This window comes from Mycobacterium sp. TH-M11 (assembly GCF_057473725.1).
Genome location: NZ_JBYCLD010000386.1, coordinates 1 through 5,022, shown reverse-complemented (window position 1 = coordinate 5,022; position 5,022 = coordinate 1). Strand labels below are relative to the sequence as shown.

Genomic DNA, 5,022 nt, shown 5'->3' with positions numbered 1-5,022 from the left:
GGCCGGATCCTGGCCGCCTACGGGGAGGCGTGTTCGTCGGCGGCTCGCTGGCGTGGGGTATGGCCCTCGGGGGGTTCCGACCCGGCCGCTGGGACGTGCTTGGCGCCCCTGGTTTTCCTGGCCGGCGTTGCCGTGAACATGTACGCTCCTCGCGGCCACTAGCTTTCGGCCGCAATCGCCCGTCGCAGCGCGGTCAGTATGACGTCACGGCTGGGCAGATCCAACCGACAGACGTCACCCGTCGGCGGCCGATCGGGACGCATCACATCGGTGCCGTCAATCAGTATCGACGGTGACGGAAAGGGTCCGACCCGCTCAACGATCGCCGTGTTGATCCCGACCACGGCCAAACAGTCGACCAGCATTTCATGGGCCGTTGCCGCGTTCGGACAGCCCGGGCTGCTCAGAATCTCAATCCGCATCCCACGGTCTCCCAACACCCGTCATTAGCATCTCAGGTGGGTCAATTTTCGCGACCCGGTGACAGTTGCAGCCGGAGTTCGACGCGCCCGGTAGCTCGGCGATTTCGGGTACGCCGTGGCAGGCGCACTCCCTTGCGGCGAGTTCAAGCCGCGGCTCGCCGCTGCTGCGGTCGCAAAGTGTGCCGAGACGCGTCTATGCCGGCCATTTCTTGCGCCTGCTCGGCTGCGGTCTGCCCTAGCCGGACCAAATCCGCTCGCTCCTGGACCGAAAGCGGCTGTTCGCCAGCGACATCTGGCCGCTGGCCGTCACCGCTGCGGGCCTGGGACATCAGCCACCGCTCATCGCGCACCCATGTATGCAGCAGGCTCGTGTCCACGTTTAGCTGGCGGGCTACCTCAGCGACTCGCCGCTGCCCGTCGATCACCATGTGCGCGGCCGTGACTCGATACTGCGGGGTGAATGAGCGCCGATGTTGTGGCATACCTACTGGCTTCACGAATCCCACGTCGCGCTATCTGGGATGTCCACCATGTGGGCGGTCTGGGGCGATCCTTGTCGGGTGTGGCGGCCGAAGCGGCGTAGCCGCAGCGAGTTGGTGACCACGCTGACCGAGGAGAGCCCCATCGCCGCTCCCGCGATGATCGGGTTGAGCAGACCGAGTGCGGCTAGGGGGATCGCGGCGGTGTTGTAGCCGAAGGCCCAGCCAAGGTTCTGGTGGATGGTGCGCAGCGTCTGCCGGGAGAGCGCGATCGCCTCCACAACACCGTCGAGCCGGTCGGACATCAGCGTGATGTCGGAGGCCTCGATGGCCACGTCGGTGCCGGTGCCGATCGCGATGCCCAGATCGGCCTGCACCAGCGCGGGGGCGTCGTTGACGCCGTCGCCCACCATCGCGACCACCCGCCCCTGGTCTTGTAGCCGCTCGATTTCGGTGACCTTGTCCTGCGGCAGCACCTCAGCCAGGACGTGATCGATGCCGACCTGCGTGGCGATCGCGGCGGCCGTGCGGGCGTTGTCGCCGGTGATCATGGCGACCTGCAGGCCCATGGCTTGCAGTTGAGCGACCACGTCGGCGGCGTCGTCCTTGACCGTGTCAGCGACGGCGAGCACGCCCACAACGTGGTCGTCGCGGCCGACGAACACCGCGGTGCGGCCTTGCTCTTCGAGTTCGGCGGCCGCCGCAGAAAGGTGCTCAGGCAGAACCAAATCGTGATCGTCGACAAGTGTGCGACGTCCGACCAGCACGGTGCGGCCGTCGATCTGGGCCTGCACCCCGTGGCCGGCGAGGCTGGTGAACGCCGTCGTGGCCGGAATCTGCAACCCCAGCTCGCGCGCGGCCGCGACGATCGCTGTGCCGATGGGGTGCTCGGAGCCCGACTCGACCGCGGCGGCGATTCGCAGCACCAGATTGGGCTGGCGCCGCTTGCCGGCAATCACATCGGTGACCCGCATCTGGGCGCGGGTCAGCGTGCCGGTTTTGTCGAAGACCACGGTGTCGATCTTCTTCGAGGCTTCCATTACCTCGCCGCCTTTGACCAGGATCCCCAGTTCCGCGCCGCGGCCGGTGCCGACCGTGATCGCCGTCGGGGTGGCCAGGCCCAGCGCACAGGGGCACGCGATGATCAGCACCGCGACCGCGGCGGTCATACCGGCGACTGGGTTGGCGGCGATCAGCGTCCACCCGGCAAATGTCACCGCGGCAACCCCGACGACGGCCGGGACGAACACCGCCGAGACGCGGTCAGCCAGTCGCTGTACCGGCGCCTTGCCGCCCTGTGCCTGCTCGACCAGGCGCACAATCTGCGCCAGTGCGGTATCGGCGCCGACGGCGGTGGCGCGCACGGTCAGCAGCCCGTCGATGTTGACCGTCGCACCGGCAACACGGTCGCCCACCGATTTTTCGACCGGGACGGACTCGCCGGTCAGCATTGACTCATCGACGACGGCGCGCCCGTCGGTGATCTCGCCGTCGACCGGGATCTTCTCCCCAGGCCGTACCCGTACCAGGTCTCCGACTTGTACCTGATCAACCGGCACGAGAATTTCTTGCCCGCCGACGAGCAGGCAGGCTTCCTTGGCGCCCATCTCCAAAAGCTTGCCGATCGCCTCCGACGCCTTGCTCGTGGATCTGGCCTCGAAATAGCGACCCAGCACCACGAACGCAATGATCAGCGCCGCCGTCTCGAAGAACAGTGCGCCACCGGCGAACAACTCATACGTGGAGTAGCCGAATGCGGTCAATGTGCCCAGTGTGATCAGCGTGTCCATGTTGGCGCTTCCCGCCCGCGCCTGTTGCACCGCGCCGCGCAGGAACGGCCACTCGGCGACGAATTGCACCGGTACCGTCGCCGCGAACGCCAACCACCCCGCCCACGGATAGGCGCCGAACACCATCGTCGACACCGACGCCAGCAGCGCCAACGGCATGGCCAGCCACAACCGCCGCAACCAGTTCCGCTGCTCACGCCTGTTCAGTTCACCCGAGGACGCCGTGCCGCACGCACCGCCCTGTCCCTGCCCGCAGCCGCCACTACCCTCGGTGTCGCGCGGCGCGTCGCTATCGGGCCGGGCGCCCAGTAATCGGCGGAGTCCACCGATGGCCTTGCGCACCACCCCGGGGGTGCGCGCATCGCCGGAATGCGGGGCACGGGTGGGCACCAACTCTGCAGGGATGTGCTCGGCTACGCCGATCGCCGACAGCACCGCCGCGGTGTCGCAGCGCTGCGGCGAATACTGGATCACCACCGATGCCGTGCGCGGATAGGCCGTCACCGCCTGCACACCGGGCACCGTGGCCAGAGTCTCCTCGATCGCGACGGCCCGGACCGCATCGACATGAAATCCGGTGATGCGCAGCCGCATCCGCCCGGACGCGTCCGATACGACCGTCGCCGTGGCGTCGGCGGCCGGCAGGACCTCAGTCGTCATGGCCGTCGCCCGGGCTCGTCACGATCGCCGGTTCGGTGTCCTCTCCGGCGCGCTCTCGTGCCTCGGCAACCACGTCGGCGACCGTCAATCGGATCTGTTCCGTGTTCGTTTCGGCCGTGCGCTGCGCTTCGCGGGCGGCCCGGATGCCCCACGCGGTCACAGCAACGGTTGCCGTGCGCAACGGAACCTTCGCCACGGCCGTGCGCACTGCCTCATACGCCGCAACCCCCACCACCCCGGTTACCACCGTGGGCGCCGCCTTCATCAAGAACCCATGCCACGCCATACCAAGCACTCCCTTCCCGTCGTTGCACCGCCAAACGGTGACCAGTCGGCCACGGTCGCTGCGGAGCGACACGAACCCATCCTTGACCTTCCAGTACAGTGGAAGGTCAAGGATGGGTTCCATGCAGATCGGCGAACTAGCGAAACTCAGCAATACCAGCGCGAAAACCATTCGCTTCTACGAGAACGCGGGGCTGCTCCCGCCACCGGCACGCACGGCGTCGGGGTACCGCGACTACGGGCCCGAGGTCGTGGATCGGCTGCGGTTCATCCATCGGGGCCAAGCCGCCGGGCTGACCTTGCAGAAGGTGCGCCAAATCCTGGCGATCCACGACCGCGGTGAGGTGCCGTGCGGGCACGTGCAACAGGTCCTGCACACCCGTCTGGACCAAGTCCGCGCGCAGATCGCCGAACTGGTCGCCCTCGAAGGCCACCTGCAGACCCTTCTCGACCACGCGGCGCACGCCGCGCCCACCGAACATGACCAGTCCACGGTGTGCTGGATTCTGGAAAGCGACCTGGATGCCGACGCCACCGTCGGTCCCGGCCACTAGACCATGAACAGCACCGAAATGCGTGAGTGGTCATGGACTGATGCGTGGTTGCCGGCCGCCCTGCTGGGTGTGGCGGGGGTGGGCTGGTGGTGGTCAGTGGTCAGCATGACCGGCGACGCCATGTCTATGGACACCGAGCCAGGAATGCCCATGGAGACCGCGCCAATGATGTCGTTCGCCGGTTTCCTCATCGCGTGGGTGGCCATGATGGCCGCGATGATGCTTCCTGCGGTCCTGCCCGTCGTTCGCGCCTACGCCCGCGCCGCCACCGGCAGCGCCGCTCCAGCGATCGTCTTCGTCGCCGGATACCTGGCCCTGTGGAGCGCCACCGGGATCCCCGCCTTCTGGGCGTGGAGCCACCTCAACGGGCCACTGGCACACGGATCACCGTGGGTCGGCCGCCTGGCCGGCGCCATAGCGCTGGCCGCCGGGATCTATCAGCTCACGCCGCTGAAAGCAGCGTGCCTGCGGCACTGCTACTGGCCATTGTCGGTTTCCCCGCCGTGCGGCAAGTACCACGACAGCCCGGCCCGGGCGCTTCGTGCCGGTGGGCGCTACGGCGTCTTTTGTCTGGGCAGCTGCTGGATGCTGTTCGTAGTCATGATCGCCTTCGGCACCATGCAATTGGCGTGGATGCTGGCGCTCTCGGTGGTGATCTGGCTGGAGCGAGTCGCCTCCTTCGGCGATTGGCTCACGCGCGTCACGGGGGCGGTGCTCGTAATCCTTGGCGTTGTGCTGCTGGTGCACCCCGCGTTGGTCATCAACCTTGTCTAGCGAGGAGTTAAGTCATGACGACGACGACACAACCACGCACCCGCCCCTGCGCTTTAGC

6 protein-coding genes and 1 pseudogene are annotated in these 5,022 nt (G+C 67.4%); 3 read left to right on the top strand and 4 right to left on the bottom strand.

The annotated features are described in order from the left end of the window. Positions 1–162: pseudogene (locus AC2VOG_RS15290) on the top strand (YnfA family protein); the annotation flags it as partial. Here AC2VOG_RS15290 and AC2VOG_RS15285 read toward each other — a convergent pair. The 4 genes from AC2VOG_RS15285 to AC2VOG_RS15270 all read right to left on the bottom strand — a co-directional run bounded on the left by AC2VOG_RS15285 (position 159) and on the right by AC2VOG_RS15270 (position 3,637). Next, positions 159–422, bottom strand: a complete 264-nt coding sequence (locus AC2VOG_RS15285; protein ID WP_007172605.1) for a hypothetical protein — start codon at positions 420–422, stop codon at positions 159–161. The pseudogene AC2VOG_RS15290 and the gene AC2VOG_RS15285 sit on opposite strands and share 4 nt — an antisense overlap. 143 nt (positions 423–565) lie before the next feature. After that, complete coding sequence (locus tag AC2VOG_RS15280; RefSeq protein WP_033718757.1) at positions 566–904, bottom strand: transposase; 339 nt, start codon at positions 902–904, stop codon at positions 566–568. A gap of 11 nt (positions 905–915) precedes the next feature. Further along, entirely contained in the window at positions 916–3,285 is a 2,370-nt protein-coding gene (locus AC2VOG_RS15275) for a heavy metal translocating P-type ATPase (protein ID WP_486940722.1), read from the bottom strand. 55 nt (positions 3,286–3,340) lie between these two features. Further along, positions 3,341–3,637, bottom strand: coding sequence for a DUF1490 family protein (locus tag AC2VOG_RS15270; RefSeq protein ID WP_033718771.1), 297 nt, complete (start codon positions 3,635–3,637; stop codon positions 3,341–3,343). 121 nt (positions 3,638–3,758) lie between these two features. On the opposite strand from AC2VOG_RS15270, the gene AC2VOG_RS15265 reads away from it, so the two are divergent. After that, positions 3,759–4,190, top strand: coding sequence for a heavy metal-responsive transcriptional regulator (locus AC2VOG_RS15265; protein ID WP_007170246.1), 432 nt, complete (start codon positions 3,759–3,761; stop codon positions 4,188–4,190). A 3-nt stretch (positions 4,191–4,193) separates the two neighbouring features. After that, a complete protein-coding gene (locus AC2VOG_RS15260; protein ID WP_007170247.1) occupies positions 4,194–4,964 on the top strand; it encodes a DUF2182 domain-containing protein in 771 nt (256 codons plus the stop codon). Positions 4,965–5,022 lie beyond the last annotated feature (58 nt).

Excerpts from the sequence above, each read along its gene's own strand:
- AC2VOG_RS15275 (WP_486940722.1), bottom strand. The coding sequence starts at position 3,285 with ATGCGGCTGCGCATCACCGGATTTCATGTCGATGCGGTCCGGGCCGTC.
- AC2VOG_RS15265 (WP_007170246.1), top strand. The coding sequence starts at position 3,759 with ATGCAGATCGGCGAACTAGCGAAACTCAGCAATACCAGCGCGAAAACC.
- AC2VOG_RS15270 (WP_033718771.1), bottom strand. The coding sequence starts at position 3,637 with ATGGCGTGGCATGGGTTCTTGATGAAGGCGGCGCCCACGGTGGTAACC.
- AC2VOG_RS15280 (WP_033718757.1), bottom strand. The coding sequence starts at position 904 with ATGCCACAACATCGGCGCTCATTCACCCCGCAGTATCGAGTCACGGCC.
- AC2VOG_RS15260 (WP_007170247.1), top strand. The coding sequence starts at position 4,194 with ATGAACAGCACCGAAATGCGTGAGTGGTCATGGACTGATGCGTGGTTG.
- AC2VOG_RS15285 (WP_007172605.1), bottom strand. The coding sequence starts at position 422 with ATGCGGATTGAGATTCTGAGCAGCCCGGGCTGTCCGAACGCGGCAACG.